At 64.1% G+C, this 16,000-nt stretch carries 17 protein-coding genes and 3 tRNA genes; 2 read left to right on the plus strand and 18 right to left on the minus strand.

Annotated features, from left to right (window positions below; genetic code table 11):
- Window positions 1–5: 5 nt before the first annotated feature.
- From phnK to phnC, 9 genes are all read right to left on the minus strand, one after another.
- The gene (gene phnK / locus AB5S05_RS13670; protein WP_369288079.1) at window positions 6–815 is read right to left on the minus strand and encodes a phosphonate C-P lyase system protein PhnK; all 810 of its coding nucleotides are present in this window, start codon (window positions 813–815) and stop codon (window positions 6–8) included.
- A complete protein-coding gene (locus tag AB5S05_RS13675) occupies window positions 812–1,702 on the minus strand; it encodes an alpha-D-ribose 1-methylphosphonate 5-phosphate C-P-lyase PhnJ (protein ID WP_369288080.1) in 891 nt (296 codons plus the stop codon). Before AB5S05_RS13675 ends, phnK begins: the two co-directional genes overlap by 4 nt.
- Complete coding sequence (locus AB5S05_RS13680; protein WP_369288081.1) at window positions 1,699–2,778, minus strand: carbon-phosphorus lyase complex subunit; 1,080 nt, start codon at window positions 2,776–2,778, stop codon at window positions 1,699–1,701. The genes AB5S05_RS13675 and AB5S05_RS13680 overlap by 4 nt, the downstream gene beginning before the upstream one ends.
- A complete protein-coding gene (phnH, locus tag AB5S05_RS13685; RefSeq protein ID WP_369288082.1) occupies window positions 2,778–3,389 on the minus strand; it encodes a phosphonate C-P lyase system protein PhnH in 612 nt (203 codons plus the stop codon). Before phnH ends, AB5S05_RS13680 begins: the two co-directional genes overlap by 1 nt.
- Complete coding sequence (gene phnG / locus AB5S05_RS13690; RefSeq protein ID WP_369288083.1) at window positions 3,389–3,835, minus strand: phosphonate C-P lyase system protein PhnG; 447 nt, start codon at window positions 3,833–3,835, stop codon at window positions 3,389–3,391. The genes phnH and phnG overlap by 1 nt, the downstream gene beginning before the upstream one ends.
- Before the next feature lie 20 nt (window positions 3,836–3,855).
- Window positions 3,856–4,560: a phosphonate metabolism transcriptional regulator PhnF gene (gene phnF / locus AB5S05_RS13695; protein ID WP_369288084.1), complete on the minus strand. Its 705-nt coding sequence runs from the start codon at window positions 4,558–4,560 to the stop codon at window positions 3,856–3,858.
- Between the two features lie 36 nt (window positions 4,561–4,596).
- A complete protein-coding gene (gene phnE / locus AB5S05_RS13700) occupies window positions 4,597–5,388 on the minus strand; it encodes a phosphonate ABC transporter, permease protein PhnE (RefSeq protein WP_369288085.1) in 792 nt (263 codons plus the stop codon).
- Window positions 5,389–5,461: 73 nt separating this feature from the next.
- A complete protein-coding gene (phnD, locus tag AB5S05_RS13705) occupies window positions 5,462–6,466 on the minus strand; it encodes a phosphonate ABC transporter substrate-binding protein (protein ID WP_369288086.1) in 1,005 nt (334 codons plus the stop codon).
- A gap of 55 nt (window positions 6,467–6,521) precedes the next feature.
- A complete protein-coding gene (gene phnC / locus AB5S05_RS13710) occupies window positions 6,522–7,358 on the minus strand; it encodes a phosphonate ABC transporter ATP-binding protein (protein WP_369288087.1) in 837 nt (278 codons plus the stop codon).
- Between the two features lie 373 nt (window positions 7,359–7,731).
- Here phnC and AB5S05_RS13715 point away from each other — a divergent pair, with 373 nt between their 5' ends.
- A complete protein-coding gene (locus tag AB5S05_RS13715) occupies window positions 7,732–8,058 on the plus strand; it encodes an Arc family DNA-binding protein (RefSeq protein ID WP_369288088.1) in 327 nt (108 codons plus the stop codon).
- 96 nt (window positions 8,059–8,154) lie between these two features.
- On the opposite strand, the gene AB5S05_RS13720 is transcribed toward AB5S05_RS13715, so the two are convergent.
- The 4 genes from AB5S05_RS13720 to mgtE all read right to left on the minus strand — a co-directional run bounded on the left by AB5S05_RS13720 (window position 8,155) and on the right by mgtE (window position 13,022).
- Window positions 8,155–9,291, minus strand: a complete 1,137-nt coding sequence (locus tag AB5S05_RS13720; protein WP_369288089.1) for a sodium ion-translocating decarboxylase subunit beta — start codon at window positions 9,289–9,291, stop codon at window positions 8,155–8,157.
- Between the two features lie 11 nt (window positions 9,292–9,302).
- The gene (gene oadA, locus AB5S05_RS13725) at window positions 9,303–11,084 is read right to left on the minus strand and encodes a sodium-extruding oxaloacetate decarboxylase subunit alpha (RefSeq protein ID WP_369288090.1); all 1,782 of its coding nucleotides are present in this window, start codon (window positions 11,082–11,084) and stop codon (window positions 9,303–9,305) included.
- Window positions 11,085–11,109: 25 nt separating this feature from the next.
- Window positions 11,110–11,364 (minus strand): OadG family protein, encoded by a 255-nt coding sequence (locus AB5S05_RS13730; RefSeq protein WP_369288091.1) that lies wholly within the window; start codon window positions 11,362–11,364, stop codon window positions 11,110–11,112.
- Window positions 11,365–11,579: 215 nt separating this feature from the next.
- Entirely contained in the window at window positions 11,580–13,022 is a 1,443-nt protein-coding gene (gene mgtE, locus AB5S05_RS13735) for a magnesium transporter (RefSeq protein WP_369288092.1), read from the minus strand.
- Window positions 13,023–13,344: 322 nt separating this feature from the next.
- Between mgtE and AB5S05_RS13740 the strand changes: the two genes are divergently transcribed.
- Window positions 13,345–13,839 (plus strand): DUF4124 domain-containing protein, encoded by a 495-nt coding sequence (locus AB5S05_RS13740; RefSeq protein ID WP_369288093.1) that lies wholly within the window; start codon window positions 13,345–13,347, stop codon window positions 13,837–13,839.
- 47 nt (window positions 13,840–13,886) lie between these two features.
- On the opposite strand, the gene AB5S05_RS13745 is transcribed toward AB5S05_RS13740, so the two are convergent.
- The 5 genes from AB5S05_RS13745 to AB5S05_RS13765 all read right to left on the minus strand — a co-directional run bounded on the left by AB5S05_RS13745 (window position 13,887) and on the right by AB5S05_RS13765 (window position 15,981).
- Window positions 13,887–13,963 (minus strand) — tRNA-Arg (locus AB5S05_RS13745).
- Between the two features lie 72 nt (window positions 13,964–14,035).
- A tRNA-Arg gene (locus tag AB5S05_RS13750) sits at window positions 14,036–14,112 on the minus strand.
- A 107-nt stretch (window positions 14,113–14,219) separates the two neighbouring features.
- Window positions 14,220–14,310: transfer RNA gene (locus tag AB5S05_RS13755), tRNA-Ser, on the minus strand.
- Window positions 14,311–14,372: 62 nt separating this feature from the next.
- Window positions 14,373–14,558: a carbon storage regulator CsrA gene (csrA, locus tag AB5S05_RS13760; protein WP_010490393.1), complete on the minus strand. Its 186-nt coding sequence runs from the start codon at window positions 14,556–14,558 to the stop codon at window positions 14,373–14,375.
- Between the two features lie 184 nt (window positions 14,559–14,742).
- Window positions 14,743–15,981, minus strand: a complete 1,239-nt coding sequence (locus AB5S05_RS13765) for an aspartate kinase (protein ID WP_369288094.1) — start codon at window positions 15,979–15,981, stop codon at window positions 14,743–14,745.
- Window positions 15,982–16,000 lie beyond the last annotated feature (19 nt).

The following is a 16,000-nucleotide window of genomic DNA, read 5'->3' on the forward strand; positions in this document are numbered from 1 at the left end:
CGTCCTCATGGCTGCAGCACCGACGACACCAGCAGCTGCGAATAGGGGTGCTGCGGGTCGTCGAGGATCTGGTCGGTCAGGCCGGCCTCGACCACATGGGAGCGGCGCATCACCATCAGCCGGTCGGCGAGCAGTCGGGCCACCGCCAGGTCGTGGGTAACGATCACCACCGCCAGGTCGAGCTCGCGCACCAGCCCGCGCAGCAGGTCGAGCAGGCGTGCCTGCACCGATACATCCAGCCCGCCGGTCGGCTCGTCCATGAACACCAGGCGCGGGCTGGAGACCAGGTTGCGGGCGATCTGCAGGCGCTGCTGCATGCCGCCGGAGAAGGTGCGCGGCAGGTCGTCGATGCGTGCCGGGTCGATCTCCACCTGGCGCAGCCAGTCGAGCCCGGCCTGGCGCAGCTCGCCGTAGTGGCGCACGCCCTGGGCCATCAGCCGCTCGCCGATATTGGCCCCGGCCGACACGCCCATGCGCAGGCCGTCACGCGGGTTCTGCTCGACGAAGCCCCACTCGGTACGCAACAGGGTGCGCCGCTGCGCCTCGCTGGTGGCGTAGAGGTCGAGCCAGCGCCCCTGCTGGTCGCGGTAACCGACCGCGCCGCGGTCCGGCGGGCAGCGCCCGGACAACAGGCCAAGCAGGGTCGACTTGCCCGAGCCCGATTCGCCGACGATGCCCAGCACCTCGCCCGGGTAGAGGTCGAAGGACACGCCCTGGCAGCCCTTTTCAGGGCCGTACAGGCGCGTCAGGTCGCGCACCGAGAACAGCGGCTGGGCCGGTTCGCTGCGCGGCAGCAGGTTTATGGCGGCGCTCATGGGCGGGCCTCCGGTTGGCTGGCGGTGGGTTCGCGACGCTGCAGGCAGTAGTCGGTGTCGGAGCAGACGAAGCGCTTGCTGCCGGCGTCGTCGACGATCAGCTCGTCCAGGTAGGAATCGCGGCTGCCACAGAAGGCGCAGCACTCCTGCCACTGCTGCACGGCGAAGGGATGGTCGACGAAGTCCAGGCTGACCACCCGGGTATAGGGCGGCACGGCGTACAGGCGCTTCTCGCGGCCGGCGCCGAACAGCATCAGCGCCGGACTCATGTGCAGCTTGGGGTTGTCGAACTTGGGGATCGGCGAGGGATCCATCAGGTAGCGCTCATCCACCGTCACCGGGTAGGCGTAGCTGGTGGCGATATGGCCGAAGGTGGCGATGTCCTCGTACAGCTTGACGTGCATCACCCCGTAGTCGCCAAGGGCGTGCATGGTGCGGGTCTCGGTCTCAGACGGCTCGATGAAGCGCAGCGGCTCGGGGATCGGCACCTGGTAGACCATGATCTGGGTGCTGGACAGCGGCGTCTCCGGGATCCGGTGGCGGGTCTGGATCACAGTCGCTTGCGTTGTTTGCGTGGTGGTGGCGACCCCGGCGGTGCGGGCGAAGAAGCGGCGGATCGACACCGCGTTGGTGGTGTCGTCGGCGCCCTGGTCGATCACCTTGAGCAGGTCATCCGGCCCGAGGATGGCGGCGGTCAGCTGCATGCCGCCGGTGCCCCAGCCATAGGGCAGCGGCATCTCGCGACCGCCGAAAGGCACCTGGTAGCCGGGGATGGCCACGGCCTTGAGCAGGCCGCGGCGGATCATGCGCTTGCTCTGTTCGTCCAGGTAGGCGAAGTTGTAGTCGGCCTCGCGGCGTGCCGCGGGCCCTTGTGCATAAGCGGTCATGGGCATTGCTCCTCGCTGGCGTCCTGCGCGCGCAGCTTGCGAATCAGCTCCAGCTCGGACTGGAAGTCGACGTAGTGCGGCAGCTTCAGGTGCGAGACGAAGCCTCCCGCCTCGACGTTGTCGCAGTGCATCAGCACGAATTCCTCCTGCTGCGCCGGGCCTTCCACCTCCTCGGCGTACTCGCCGGCCCTCAGCGCGCGGTCGACCAGGGCCATGCCCATGGCCTTGCGCTCGGCGTAGCCGAAGGCCAGGCCGTAGCCACGGGTGAACTGCGCCTCGAGGCCCTTGCCGCCGACGAATTGGTTGACCATCTCGCACTCGCTGACCTCGATGTCGCCGAGTGGCACGGCGAAGCCGAGCTCCTCGGGTTCGATCCACACCGCCAGCTCACCGATACGGATCTCGCCGGCGAAGGGGTGGTTGCGCCCGTAGCCGCGCTGGGTCGAATAGCCCAGCGCCAGCAGGAAGCCTTCGTCGCCACGGGCCAGGGCCTGCAGGCGCTGGGCGCGGCTGGCCGGAAAATCCAGCGGCTCGCGAGTGATGTCGGCCACCGCCGCCGCGCTCTCGGGCTCGCGGGCCAGCAGCCCCTCATCGGCGAGCAGGTCGAGCACGCGCGGACAGGGCGCGAGCTTGGCCGCTTCATCGACCTCTGGCCCCGGCTGCCGGCCTTCGGCGAGCAGGGCGAAATCCAGCAGGCGATGGCTGTAGTCGAAGGTCGGGCCGAGCAGCTGACCGCCGGGCAGGTCCTTGAAGGTCGCAGAGATGCGCCGGCTCAGCTGCATCTGCGCGGTCTCCAGCGGCAGGCTGGCGGCGAAGCGCGGCAGCGTGGTGCGGTAGGCACGCAGCAGGAAGATCGCCTCCATCAGATCACCAGCGGCCTGTTTGATGGCCAGGGCGGCCAGTTGTTCGTCGTACAGCGAGCCCTCTGCCATCACCCGGGCTACGGCCAGGGGCATCTGCTGGCGCACCTGCTCGACGCTCAGCTCGGGAATCGCGGTATCGCCGCGGCGCTTCTTGGCCAGCAGCAGATGGGCATTGTCGATGGCGCGTTCGCCACCCTTGACGGCGACATACATCAGGCAGCCTCCTCTGCATCGATCAGCACTCGGGTGCTGCGCGGCAGGCCGATCACCTGGACACCGGCGGCGAAGAAGGCATCCAGCCCGCGGGGAAAGGCACTGCGCGCACTGCGCTGCTGCCAGAAGCGGTTCGCCAGTGGCAGGCTGACGCTGCGCACGTCCTTGATCCCCGGCCCGCGCCAACGCAGCGGCGCGCCGCCGTCCAGGGCCGCAAGCTGGACCAGCAGGGTGCAGGACTGGTCCGGGTAGCGCTCGCTGCCGTTGTCGAAGTCGCTCAGGTCGTGCAGCTCACCCTCGTCGAGCAGGGCAAACAACGCCAGCTCGCGCTCGGCGACGATCGGACAGCCGCAGTGAAAGGTCAGGTTGGCGCGGATTGCCGGGGTGTCGAAACGCGGCGCCAGCCACAGCGGCGTATCCGCATCGAGAAACGCCAGGCACAGGGCATAGGTCGCCGGCTGCAGGGTCTGCAGCGCCAGGGCGCGGTCCAGCGGCTGGGCCAGACCGGGTTCGGCGAGGGCCTTGAGGGCGGCGCGGAAGCTGACCTGGGCGTCGAGCACCGGGTCGTTGAACGCTGGCTGGAGCCAGGCGGAGCTGTGCAACAGGTCCATCAGTCCTCTCCTCTGACCAGGGTGAAGAATTCCACCTGGGTGGTGGCGGTTTCAGCCGCCTTGGCCGCACGGCGCGCACGCTGGGCGGCGGCCAGCGGCTCGATCAGCCGCTCGAGCCAGTCACGCTGCTGGCGGCCCTGCAGGTGCGCGTCGGCCAGCGCGGCCAGTTCGGCATGGCGCTTGTCGCGGCCGGCCACGTAGCTGTAACCGGTCCGGCCGTCGACCAGGCGCACCACGCAGCGGGTGACCGTCATCTCGCCAAGGTTGAAGGCGGCGCCGCTGCCACCCATGCGCCCGCGCACCAGGCTCATGCCGACCTCGGGGGCACGGATCAACTGGTAGTCGGTCTCTTTCAGGGCGCTCTCGTAGCGCGCCAGCTCGGCGCCGGCGCGGGCGAGCACTCCCATCCAGCGCTGGCGCGTGGCAATTTGCGGGTTGTCGTGCATGCAGGGGTTCTCCATCAGGATCAGGGGGCGACCTGGTACTGGAAACGGTCGGCGCGGCTGAGCGACAGCGACAGCTCCACCGGGCGCCCAGCCGGGTCGCGGGAAAGGGTCAGCACAGTCAGCAGTGGCGCGTGCCGGGGCATCAGCAGGCGGCCCGCCTCGTCGCGACTGGGCAGGCGTGCGCCGATCAGGCTGTGGCTGCGGGTCAGCGGCAGGCCCTGGCCGGCCAGGTACTGGCGCAGCGAGCCGCCGCGGTAGTCGTTGAGCCGCGCCGCCTGGGTGACGCAGAAGCGATGGCGGATCAGGCTCACCGGCTGGCCGTCGAGCAGGCGCAGGGTGTCCAGCTCGATCACGTCGTCCCCCTCCGCCAGCTTCAGCTGCTGGCGCTCCTCCTGGCTGGCCGGGCGCCGGCGGCGCTCGAGCAACTGCGCCTCGACCCGCACGCCCAGCGCCGACAGCGACTCGCTGTAGGCGCTGCCCGCGGCCACCGGATAGATCAGCGGCGCAGCCAGCACCCGGGTCCCCTTGCCCTGCTGGCGCAGCAGGCGCCCTTCGAGCACCAGTTCGTCCACCGCGCGGCGCAGGGTGTGGCGATTGACCGAGAAGCGCGCCGCCAGCTGCAGTTCGCCCGGCAGGTAGTCGCCCGGACGTAACTGGCGCAGCTCGTCGCGCAGCACTGCGGCCAGCTCGCGGTACAGGGGTTCGCTTTGTCTAGACAAGTTCATGGCTTAAAAGAGGTGCCCACGGGCACCTCGCTCCGGTCAGATGAAGAGTTTGCGCAGGCGCTGCGAGAGAATGTCGATCAGGCTCACCACCAGGATGATCACGATCAGCAGGGCGCAGGTCTGGGCGAACTGGAAGCCGCGGATCGCCTCCCAGAGAATCACCCCGATGCCGCCGGCGCCGACCATGCCGACCACGGTGGCCGAGCGCACATTGGATTCGAAGCGATACAGCGCGTAGGAGATCCACAGCGGCAGCACCTGGGGCACCACGCCGTAGACGACTTCCTGCAAGGCACTGGCCCCGGTGGCGCGCACCCCTTCGACCGGTCCCGGGTCGATGGCCTCCACCGCCTCGGCGAACAGCTTGGCGAGCACCCCGGTGGTACCGACGAACAGCGCCAGCACCCCGGCGAAGGGGCCCAGGCCCACGGCCACCACGAAGAGCATGGCGAACACCATCTCGTTGATCGACCGGCAGGCATCCATCACCCGTCGCACCGGCTGGTAGACCCACCAGGGCACGATGTTCTCCGCACAGAGCATGCCCAGCGGAATGGCGCAGAGGATCGCCAGCACCGTGCCCCACAGGGCGATCTGCACGGTGACGATCATCTCCTTGAGGTACAGCTCCCAGTGGCTGAAGTCCGGCGGAAAGAAGTCGGCGGCGAAGGTCGCCATGTTGCCCGAGTCGCGAATCAGCGCCAGCGGGTTCATCTCGGCGCCCTGCCAGGACCAGGCGAGCACGGCGAACAGCAGCCCCCAGCCGATCAGCTGCGACCAGGGACGCTTGGCGGATTCGGGCGGGGCGGCAGAAGTCAAAGTAGTCATAAGGTCTCGGCAGCGGCAGCGGGTTTAACGCAGAGGAGAACCCCTCCCCCGGCACGGGGAGGGGCATGGCGACTCAGCTGGCGCTGGCGGCGTCCTGCTGGTCGAGTTCGGCCATGCGCTTCTCCAGCTTGGCCAGCTGCTCATCCAGGGCCTTGAGCTTGGCCTGCTTGTCGGCATCGGAGAGCTTGGCGTTGTTGATCACCTCGGTACGCTGCTTGAACAGCTCGAGCTGGCGAATCGGCAGCAGCTGGTCGTCATCCGAGGCGCGGAACTGGCCCCACTGCAAGTCGGCCAGAACCTTCTTCTCCTGCGGCTTGGCGCCGTAGGTCATGAAGAAGGTGCGCAGCTTTGCCTTGGTGCCCTCGTCGAGGTTCTTGCGCCAGACCATCGGGTCGGACGGAATCAGCGGCGACTGCCAGATCACCTTGAGCTGCGCCGCCTTGTCCGGCGCGGTGACCTGCAGGCGCTCCATGCCTTCGCTGTTGAAGGTGCCGACGTCGATCTGCTTGTTGGCCACCGACAGCGCGTTGACTTCGTGGCTGCCATTGAGCGCACGCTTGAACGCCTGGTTGGCATCGACGTTGTTCTTGGCAAACACGTAATAGCCCGGTACCAGGTAGCCGGAGGTGGAGTTCGGGTCACCGTTGGCGAAGGTCAGGTTCTTGGCGTTCTTCAGCATGTCCTCGATCGAGTCGATTGGGCTGTCCTTGTGCGCCACCATCAGGCTGTAGTAGCCCTGGCTGCCATTGGCGGCAACGGTCTGGGCGAAGATCTCGCCGCCGGCGCGATCCACCGCCTCCATGGCGGCCTTGTTGCCGTACCAGGCCACATCGACCTTGTCGAAGCGCATGCCCTGGATGATCCCGGCGTAGTCGGGGGCGAAGAAGGCCTTGATCTTCAGGCCGGTCTGCTGGCTCATGTCGGCCAGGAAGGGGTCCCACAGGGTCTTGAGGTTCTGCGACGACTCGGTGGAGATGATGCCGAAGTTGATTTCCGGCTCGACGGCCTGGGCGCTGCCCAGCAAGGAGCCGGTAAGCAGCGCGGAGGCGGCGAGAACATGGCTGATGCGTTTGAACATGCAAAGCACTCCTGTTGCGGGTTGGCGTAGTGGAAATGGGAATGGAAAGCTCAGGTCAGGCCTTGGCCAGGACCAGCGGGACAGGCGCACTGCGCGGTCGACGAGGCGGATCGGCAAGCAGCAGGCTGGTATCGAGATCGCCGCCATAGAGGTCGTTGAGCCATGCCGAATCGAGCCCGGCGGTCGCCCCGTCGAAATGCACGCGCCCGCCCTTGAGGGCCACGGCTCGCGGGCAATAGCGCATGGCGTAGTCGACTTGATGCAGGGTGACCACCACGGTCTTGCCGTCTTCGCGGTTGATCTCGGCGAGAATCTCCATGACCTTGCGCGCCGACTCCGGATCCAGCGAGGCGATGGGCTCGTCGGCCAGGATCACCTCGGCGCGCTGGCACAGGGCACGGGCGATGGCCACCCGCTGCTGCTGCCCTCCCGACAGCGTCGAGGCGCGCTGCGAGGCCAACTCGGCCAGGCCGACCCGTTCCAGCGCCTGCATGGCCCGCTGTTTCTCCTCGGCGCTGAACAGACCGAAGCTGCCACGCCAGCGCGGCATGCGGCCCAGACAGCCAAGCAGGACGTTTTGCGCTACGCTCAAACGACCCACCAGGTTGAATTGCTGGAAGATATAGCCGATGTCGGCACGCAGGCGCCGCACGTCGCCGTTGAGCCGGCCCTGGGCCTGGACCTGACGACCGAGCACCTCGATGTCGCCACCGCCGCTGCGGTCACAACAGGCCAGGCCGGCCAGATGGCGCAAGAGGGTGGATTTACCTGAGCCGGACGCGCCGATCAGGGCGACCATTTCACCGGGCAGGACGGAGAGAGCCAGATCGTACAAGGCCTGCTTGCGACCGAATGTCTTGTTCAGGCTGTTGACCCGAATCGCCTCGCTCATGGGATGCTCCCTGTATCAACGGTTGGATGGCGACACGCGACGGCCATCTGGTGTAGACCAAGATAGGCAGCTACTGTGTCAGCCCCGTTAATGGACCATGACGCTTGGGTGACGGTTACCTGCTTGACGTGCCGATGGCGATGCCTGCTTTTTGTTCAACAGCTCGCATTTCCGATCACAGGTACTGGCAAAGCGCCGCCATTCGGACGAGAATATGTCATGAGATTGGCGTCAAATAACCGCTGAGAGACTACAGGGTCATATAGACGCAAATGGCGATTCTGGTGAACGGTTAGTGCTAATGATTGTCAAACCGGTGACAATCACATGGCTCACCGCCAGCATCGTTTCCCTGAACTAACCGGTTTAATGTATGCGCCCTATGAAACAGGCTATCTATTCCAGCCGCACGGCTGACAAGTTTGTCGTTCGCTTGCCCGATGGCATGCGCGAACGCATCGCCGAGGTTGCTCGCAACCACCACCGCAGCATGAACTCCGAGATCATCGCCCGCCTCGAGCAGAGCATGCTCCAGGAAGGCGCCCTGGATGACGAGCCGAGCCTGCGCCTGGACAGCCCCGAGCTGTCCCTGCACGAACGCGAACTGCTGCAGCGTTTTCGCCAGCTGTCTCGTCGCCAGCAGAACGCCCTGGTCGCCCTGATCGCCCACGACGTTGAGATGGCCACTGAAGAAGCCTGAAGCTGGCAGCTAGAAAAACCGGCTCCAGGGCCGGCTTTTTCGTGACCCGCAAATAAAAAAGGCCGCCTCGAAGGGCGGCCTTTTTTGCCTAGGTGTCTAGCCGACGAAGTTGAGCAACACCCCCGCCGCTACCGCCGAGCCGATCACCCCGGCCACGTTCGGCCCCATGGCGTGCATCAGCAGGAAGTTCTGCGGATTGGCTTCCAGGCCGACCTTGTTCGATACCCGCGCGGCCATCGGCACCGCCGACACCCCCGCCGAACCGATCAGCGGATTGATCTTGTTCTTGCTGAACAGGTTCATCACCTTGGCCATCAGCACACCCGCCGCGGTACCACCGCAGAACGCCACCATCCCCAGCATCAGGATGCCCAGGGTCTTGAGCTGCAGGAAGGACTCGGCCGACAGCTTGGAACCCACCGTCAAGCCCAGGCAGATGGTCACGATATTGATCAGCGCATTGCGCGAGGTATCGGCCAGACGCTCGACCGCTCCGGCCTCACGCAGCAGATTGCCGAAAGCGAACATGCCCACCAGCGGCGCGGCATCCGGCAGCAACAAGCCGACCAGCAGGCAGAGAACCAACGGGAAGACGATCTTCTCGACCTGGCTGACATGCCGCAGCTGCTGCATGACGATGGCCCGCTCTTCCTTGGTGGTCAGCGCACGCATGATCGGCGGCTGAATCAATGGCACCAGCGCCATGTAGGAATAGGCCGCCACCGCAATCGGGCCCAACAGGTGAGGCGCGAGCTTGGCGGTCACGAAGATCGAGGTCGGCCCATCGGCGCCGCCGATGATGGCGATCGAGGCAGCCTCGCGCAGGGTGAACTCCATGCCGGGTATGCCCATGGCGGCGATTGCCAGCGCACCGATCAGGGTGGCGAAGATGCCGAACTGCGCCGCCGCACCCAAAAACAGGGTCTTGGGGTTGGCCAGCATAGGACCGAAGTCGGTCATGGCACCGACGCCCATGAAAATCAGCAGCGGGAACACGCTGGTCGGCAACCCCACCTCATAGAAGAGGTGGAGAATACCGGCCCCCTCCGCCATGCCGGCCACCGGAATATTGGCCAGCACACCACCGAAGCCGATCGGGATCAGCAACAAGGGCTCGAAGCCCTTGCGGATCGCCAGATAGATCAGAGCCAGGCAAACCACCATCATCAGGGCCTGGCCCGGCTCCAGGTGATAAAGACCCGTGCTCTGCCAGAGTTTCAGGAGCTTATCCATTACGCCGCCCCTTAACCGATGGTCAGCAGGCTTTCGCCCACCGCCACCGAATCACCGACCTTGACGTTGACATCACCGACGACACCGGCCTTGAAGGCGCGAATCTCGGTCTCCATCTTCATGGCCTCGAGGATGATCACCAGCTGACCCTCCTCAACCGTTTCACCGGCCCGCACCAGCACCTTGAAGATGTTGCCGGCCAGTGGCGCCGACTGTGGTTCTCCACCGCCCGCCGGTACGGCAGCCGCCGCAGCCGGGCCCGCGGCGGCAACGCCACCAACGGGCTTGATGCCCTCGATATCGCCACCTTCATTGACCTGCACGACAAACGACTTGCCAGCAACCTCGACGGTATAGACCTCGGGCTTGCCCGCCTCGCGGGCCGGCAATTCATTGCCGGTCGGTGCCGGCTCGAAGGCCGCCGGGTTGCCACGGTTCTCCAGGAACTTCAGGCCAATCTGCGGGAACAGGGCATAGGTCAGGACGTCATCGATTTCATCCTTGGCCAGCTTGATGCCTTTCTCCTGGGCAATGCCCTTGAGTTCGGCGCTGAGCTTGTCCATCTCGGCGTCGAGCAGGTCGGCCGGACGACAGGTAATGGCTTCGGCGCCATCCAGCACTCGCGCCTGCAACTCGGCATTGAAAGGGGCTGGCGCCGCGCCGTACTCGCCCTTGAGCACGCCTGCGGTCTCCTTGGTGATCGACTTGTAACGCTCGCCGGTCAGCACGTTGATCACGGCCTGGGTACCGACGATCTGCGAAGTCGGGGTCACCAGCGGAATGAAGCCCAGGTCCTCGCGCACCCGCGGAATCTCGGCCAGCACCTGGTCGAACTTGTCCTGGGCGCCCTGCTCCTTGAGCTGGCTTTCCATGTTGGTGAGCATGCCGCCCGGCACCTGGGCCACCAGGATGCGGGAATCGACGCCCTTGAGATTGCCCTCGAACTTGGCGTACTTCTTCCGCACTTCACGGAAGTAGGCGGCAATTTCTTCGAGCAGCTCCAGGTTCAAGCCGGTGTCGCGCTCGGAACCCTGGAAGATCGCCACCACCGATTCGGTCGGCGAATGGCCATAGGTCATCGACAGCGAGGAAATCGCGGTGTCGACGTTGTCGATGCCCGCCTCCACAGCCTTGAGGATCGCCGCCGTGGAGAGCCCGGCAGTGGCATGGCACTGCATGTGAACCGGAATCGCCAGGCTGGCCTTCAGGCGTGACACCAGCTCGAAGGCGACATAGGGGTTGAGAATGCCGGCCATGTCCTTGATGGCGATGGAATCGGCGCCCATGTCTTCGATCTGCTTGGCCAGATCGACCCACATCTCCAGGGTATGCACCGGGCTGGTGGTATAGGAAATGGTGCCCTGGGCGTGCTTGCCCTGGCGCTTGACGGCCTGCAGCGCAGTCTGCAGGTTGCGCGGATCGTTCATCGCGTCGAATACGCGGAACACGTCAACGCCATTGATCGCGGCCCGCTCGACGAACTTCTCCACCACGTCGTCGGCGTAATGCCGGTAGCCCAGCAGGTTCTGCCCGCGCAGCAGCATCTGCTGGCGGGTGTTGGGCATGGCCTTCTTCAACGCGCGAATGCGCTCCCAAGGATCTTCGCCCAGGTAACGGATGCAGGCATCAAAAGTCGCGCCGCCCCAGGACTCCACCGACCAGAAGCCAACCTGATCGAGCTTGGGCGCGATCGGCAGCATGTCTTCCAGGCGCACGCGGGTGGCCAGGATGGATTGGTGCGCATCGCGCAACACCACATCGGTGATACCGAGTGCTTTGTGTGTAGCAGTCATACGGAAACTCCCTGACAAACCGGAATCAGCCGCGGCGGGCGCGGTGTTGGTGAATGGCCAATTGAATGGCAGCCAGTACGTCGGCATCGGGCTGAGGCACCACCGCCTTGGCTGGCGCAGGCGAGGCAGAAGCACGCACAGGAGCCGCCGGCACAATGCGTTCGAGCAGTCGCGCCATCAATCGAATCGCAAGAATCAGAAGAGCCAGGAAGAAAAAGACTGACCCCATGCCCATCAGCATGAGATCGACACCCTCGAGCAAGAGTTGGCTGGGGGTCATGATGACTCCTTATTGGCGCGACTCGGCAGTCGCATATTCTTAAACGGAGAAGGGGCCCGAAAGTCGCCGGGCAAAGCTGGCGCACCTTAGCTTAAAACGAGCGTTTGAAGCAAACCCGAAGGGGGCTTTGGCGACAATTTCGGTCAATATGGCGACAGCGGAAAGTCGCAGAAAAACCACCGCCCAAACCAGCGGAAAAGCTCGCCCTGCCAGCGTCAAAGCAGGAAGATCGAGGCCAGTCCGAGAAAGATGAAGAAGCCTCCGCTGTCGGTGACTGCGGTAATCATGACACTGGCCCCCATGGCGGGATCGCGCCCCATGCGCATCAGGGTCATGGGAATCAGCACCCCCATCAATGCCGCGAGCAGCAGGTTGAGGGTCATCGCGGCCGTCATCACCACCCCCAGCGACCAGCTGCCGTAGAGCGCATAGGCTACCGCCCCGATCACCCCACCCCAGACCAGCCCATTGATCAGGGAAACCCCCAGTTCCTTGCGAATCAGTCGCGAGGTGTTGCCGGTGCTGACCTGATCCAGGGCCATGGCGCGGACGATCATGGTGATGGTCTGATTACCCGAATTGCCGCCAATACCGGCGACTATCGGCATCAGTGCCGCCAGCGCCACCAGTTTCTCGATGGAATCCTCGAACACCCCGATCACCCGCGAGGCGAGAAACGCGGTGATCAGATTGATCGCCAGCCAGGCCCAGCGATTGCGCAGCGACTTCCACACCGAGGCGAATATGTCCTCCTCCTCGCGCAGCCCCGCCATGTTCAGCACTTCGCTTTCGCTTTCCTCACGAATCAGGTCGACCATCTCGTCGATGGTCAAACGGCCGATCAGCTTGCCGTTCTTGTCCACCACCGGCGCGGAAATGAGGTCGTAGCGCTCGAAGGCCTGGGCCGCATCGTAGGCATCCTCGTCGGGATGGAAGCTCACCGGATCGGTGGCCATTACCTCGCTGACCAGCTTGTCCGGATCATTGACCAGCAGGCGCTTGACCGGCAGCACCCCCTTGAGCACACCGTCATAGTCGACCACGAACAGCTTGTCGGTATGGCCCGGCAACTCCTTGAGACGGCGCAGATAGCGCAGCACCACCTCGAGACTGACGTCTTCGCGAATGGTGACCATCTCGAAGTCCATCAGCGCGCCGACCTGCTCCTCCTCGTAGGACAGCGCCGAACGCACCCGCTCACGCTGCTGGGCGTCGAGGCTTTCCATCAGCTCGTGGACTACATCGCGAGGCAACTCGGAGGCCAGGTCCGCCAGCTCGTCGGCATCCATCTCCTTGGCCGCCGCGAGTATCTCGTGGTCGTCCATGTCGGCGATCAGGGTCTCGCGCACCGCGTCGGAGACTTCCAGCAGGATGTCGCCATCACGCTCGGCCTTGACCAACTGCCAGACGGTCAGACGGTCATCCAGCGGCAGTGCCTCGAGGATGTGGGCAATGTCGGCGGGGTGCAGATCCTCGAGCCTGCGCTGCAACTCGACCAGATTCTGCCGGTGCACCAGGCTCTCTACCCGGTCGGGATGCTGGCCCTCCTGACGATGAGTCAGGTCTTCGACCAGCTTGTGCCTGTGCAGCAGATCGACCACCTGAGCCAGGCGATCCTGCAGGCTTTCTTGCGGTTTCTTGGCGTCTACTTCAGTCATGGCGCGCTCCACCCCCAGCGGCGGCGCACGCCAAAGAGGGTCAATCAGTCAATACGCGATTGCACAAACGAGAATCGAAACAACTACTGGGTAAGTCCATGGTGGTAGTCCACAAGCCCCGGCGGAGCTGACGCCGCCGATAATAACACCGCAGCATTGCTTTGCACGCGACAAAAGCCGGCAAGAACAAGCGCTTGGACCACATACCCGCGAACCTTTCGCGCATCTGCTTGTGCGACGCCGGAGATCGGGCGCGAGGCACCCTGGCGCGGCAAAAGCTTTCCGCTACTCTCAGTGAGCGACTGTCAAGGAGGACGCGTCGATGCATACAGCCTACTGCGCCACCATCTGTGCCTTGCTGCTGAGCCCCTGCCTGGCACAGGCCACAACTGTCTATCGCTGCGAAGACCGCAACGGCCACACCACCTACACACTCCAGGGCTGCCCGGCTGAGCAGGAACAATACCTGGAAGACGTCGACAACCCGACACCCGGCAGCGGCAGGCCCGTTCCCCTGGCAGAAACCGGCCGCACCGCCCGCGCGCCGGCCGCGAACCCGAGAAAGGATGAACCTATAGTGGTCGGCGAACAGCAGGACGGCTGCGGCAATCGCGTCACCGGCAGCACCCGACGCACGGCGATGATCAAGCAGCGGATTCGCAGCGGCATGACCCGAGCCGACGTGGAAAGCAGCCTGGGCACACCCGACAAGATCAGCAGCCACAACGGTCAGATGCGCTATCACTACCGCGACCGCCGCGGCAACACACGCCAAGTCAGCTTCGACGAAGCTGGCTGCGTCAAAGGCAAACGCTGAAACGCAAGCAAAGAAAAAGGGCCTGCATCGCTGCAGGCCCTTCTATATGGCGCACTCAGGAGGATTCGAACCTCCGACCGCCCGGTTCGTAGCCGGGTACTCTATCCAGCTGAGCTATGAGTGCGTATGGCGCTTTTAGACCAGATCACCGCTGGTTGAAATGAAGGAAACCGCATCACTGCAGCCACTTCAAATATGGCGCACTCAGGAGGATTCGAACCTCCGACCGCCCGGTTCGTAGCCGGGTACTCTATCCAGCTGAGCTATGAGTGCACTGTGCGTGCGCATTATAAGGATCGATACTCAACAATCAAGCTTTTATCCAATAAATTCAACAACTTACTGGCTAGCTCAGATTTATCGCCTTGCAATGCAAATAATGGCGGAGAAGGGGGGATTCGAACCCCCGACACCCTTTTGAGATGTACTCCCTTAGCAGGGGAGCGCCTTCGGCCACTCGGCCACCTCTCCGCAACACGGGGCGCATGATACCCATCTTTACCCCGCTTGCAAAGCCAAAAATTAGATAAAAATTAGTGGCTTGGTTCTTCGTCTTTCTCTTTCTGGATGCGCTGGTAAATTTCCTCCCGGTGCACGGCTACTTCCTTCGGCGCGTTAACGCCGATGCGCACCTGATTACCCTTCACACCCAACACGGTGACAGTGACCTCGTCACCCACCATCAGGGTCTCTCCGACCCGGCGAGTTAGAATCAGCATTCCTTTCTCCTCACGGATTTCAATACAGGACAACAGTCTGCAAAAGTAAAATGGTGGCAGCCCCGTACAACTCAAGCGGAACCTTCACCCAAGTATTGACCAGTGTGGGCAGAAAGAAAGCCCCGCCCACCCTCGCCAAAAATGACAAAAGGCGCGGACTGAGCCGCGCCTTCTGGGTAATGCCTTACTCGCCCTGTCGGGCCGGGGCATCCAACTCGAAAGCGGTATGCAGGGCGCGCACCGCCAATTCCAGGTATTTCTCCTCGATGACCACGGAGACTTTGATTTCCGAAGTCGAGATCATCTGGATATTGATGTTTTCCTTGGCCAGCGCCTCGAACATGCGACTGGCAACACCGGCGTGCGAACGCATGCCGACACCGACGATGGACACCTTGGCGATCTTGATGTCACCGATCACCTCGCGGGCACCCAGCTCGCGCGCGGTGTTTTCCAGCACCTGGTAGGCGCTCTGGTAGTCGTTGCGGTGCACGGTGAAGGTGAAGTCGGTGGTGTTATCGTGCGCGACATTCTGCACGATCATGTCGACCTCGATATTGGTGGCACTGATCGGGCCGAGAATCTTGAAGGCCACGCCCGGGATGTCCGGCACGCCACGGATAGTCAGCTTGGCTTCGTCGCGATTGAAGGCGATGCCGGAGATGATCGGCTGTTCCATGGTTTCCTCTTCATCAAGGGTAATGAGGGTGCCCGGCCCCTCTTGGAAGCTGTGCAGCACGCGCAGCGGGACGTTGTACTTGCCGGCGAACTCCACCGAGCGAATCTGCAGCACCTTGGAACCCAGGCTGGCCATTTCCAGCATCTCTTCGAAGGTGATCTTCTCCAGGCGCTGGGCCTGCGGCACCACGCGCGGGTCGGTGGTATAGACCCCGTCGACGTCGGTGTAGATCTGGCACTCGTCGGCCTTCAGCGCCGCCGCCAGGGCCACGCCCGTGGTGTCGGAGCCGCCGCGACCCAGGGTAGTGATATTGCCGTGCTCATCGACGCCCTGGAAACCGGCGACCACCACCACGCGACCGGCCTTGAGGTCGGCCCGCAGCTTCTGGTCATCGATCTGCAGAATGCGCGCCTTGTTGTGCGCGCTGTCGGTGAGAATGCGCACCTGATTGCCGGTGTAGGACACCGCCGGCACGCCGCGCTTGATCAGCGCCATGGCCAGCAGGGCGATAGTCACCTGCTCGCCGGTGGAAACCATGACATCCAGCTCGCGCGGCACCGGCTGATCGTCACTGACCTGCCTGGCCAGGTCGATCAGGCGATTGGTTTCTCCGCTCATGGCGGATACCACCACGACGATATCGTCGCCGTTCTCGCGGAACTTCTTGACCTTCTCGGCCACCTGCTGAATGCGCTCAACGGTGCCAACGGAGGTGCCCCCGAATTTCTGTACGATCAAAGCCATTTCAAAGCCGCCTCAGCCC

The sequence above is a fragment of the Pseudomonas zhanjiangensis genome (assembly GCF_041027545.1).
In the GTDB taxonomy this organism is placed as follows: Bacteria; Pseudomonadota; Gammaproteobacteria; order Pseudomonadales; family Pseudomonadaceae; genus Aquipseudomonas; species Aquipseudomonas zhanjiangensis.